This window comes from Tumebacillus permanentifrigoris (assembly GCF_003148565.1).
GTDB classification, from domain to species: domain Bacteria; phylum Bacillota; class Bacilli; order Tumebacillales; family Tumebacillaceae; genus Tumebacillus; species Tumebacillus permanentifrigoris.
This window is the reverse complement of sequence record NZ_QGGL01000054.1, coordinates 1-1,335: the sequence shown is the minus strand read 5'-3', so window position 1 is coordinate 1,335 and position 1,335 is coordinate 1. Positions and strand designations below refer to the sequence as shown.

3 protein-coding genes are annotated in these 1,335 nt (G+C 46.0%); all 3 read left to right on the top strand.

The window, feature by feature from the left end; genetic code table 11:
• Positions 1 to 199 (top strand): hypothetical protein (locus tag C7459_RS23740; RefSeq protein ID WP_211320439.1); only part of this gene is annotated, 199 nt, incomplete at its 5' end.
• Positions 200 to 214: 15 nt separating this feature from the next.
• Positions 215 to 727 (top strand): hypothetical protein, encoded by a 513-nt coding sequence (locus tag C7459_RS22805; protein ID WP_109691467.1) that lies wholly within the window; start codon positions 215 to 217, stop codon positions 725 to 727.
• Between the two features lie 32 nt (positions 728 to 759).
• Positions 760 to 1,335, top strand: a 576-nt coding sequence (locus C7459_RS22800) for a hypothetical protein (RefSeq protein WP_146201075.1), incomplete at its 3' end; no start/stop codon positions are given.

Genomic DNA, 1,335 nt, shown 5'->3' with positions numbered 1-1,335 from the left:
AAACCATGAGGGCGAGGTAGAGAACTGGCTCACCGATCAAGATCAGGAGTCGGAACTTCAAGCGAATCCCCAAGCCTCCATGCACACCCCTCAAAACCGGGGTGTTTTTTTGTTTGTCGTCACAGAGGGAGAAATAGTAAATACAATATACGAATATGTACAAAATATTACCTTTATGATATATTTATCAAAAAAGTAGAGGTGATAATTTAGTATGAAAAGAAAAGCTCTCTCGATTCTTATGATGTTGGTAATGTTCTGTGCGTTACTTCCTGTTTCCGCCTATGCACAGGACAACGGTACTGAGACGAACAAGAAAGTTGAAACCGTGCAATCTGTGCCCCAAAATGGTGAGGTAAAAGGAAAAGGAAAAACAGTCACGCATTATCAGTTTCGAAATGTAGAAACTGGCGTGATTGCACCAGAGGCCATCATTGTAGGAACGATTAGTTGCGATGACGGCGGTGGTTATTGGTTGGTTTGCAGTTGGAACGTTACGAGCACAAGTAGGATCACCCGCATCAATTTGGGTGTTGACATCTCTAATGGTGCCATTCACGGTTATAGCTACGTGATCAACACGCCCGCATATCAAATTGGTAATGTGGCCGATGAATATGTTGGAGCGCCCGGAGTATATAGTGCCATACTTACTGGAACAGTCACTACTTTTGACGGGTTCTATCAACTTGTGCCAGCTAAGGCTGACTACACGACGGTCTATTAGTTTTCAATGGCCAACGAAGGAGGGGGCAAGAATTGAGTTGGTTCTCGGTCCTACATGAGCCAGAACAAGTAGATGTGCACTTTAAGGAACCCATTTTTGCTCATACGGAACGCTTTTGTGTCCTCAGCAACGAGTTAAGCGAAATGAGCCTGATCGGGCAATTTTTTATTGCAACATGCGTACTAGTTGACGGGAGAGCCCCTATTCAAGTTCCCCTTTTTTCAGCGCGGGAACGAGAGACTCTGCTTCACGATGTCGCTTCCCATGTTACAGACTGTAAGATCATGCACTTTCAGAACGATGACCGAACGGTTGCAATCTTGACAGGTGTGAAGCCTGATTCGCAAACTTTGTTTCTGCGGCAACTCGAAGAGGGGAAACTTCATCCGCTAGTGGCTGACCTGTATCGCGAGGAGAGCTCTCATCAGGATAGCAGTATGACGGGCGTTCCTGTTCTGTACGAAATCAACAGAGATTCACTAGGCGTGTCCGATCCAGACGGTTTTCGTGAAATGTGGAACTTCATCAGCAACACATTCGTGAAGGCGGAGTCGCACATTACTGTAATGCCTAGAGGGTGGGAGTTTGGGGAGCATGTCACAGAGTCC

Excerpts from the sequence above, each read along its gene's own strand:
- C7459_RS22805 (WP_109691467.1), top strand. The coding sequence starts at position 215 with ATGAAAAGAAAAGCTCTCTCGATTCTTATGATGTTGGTAATGTTCTGT.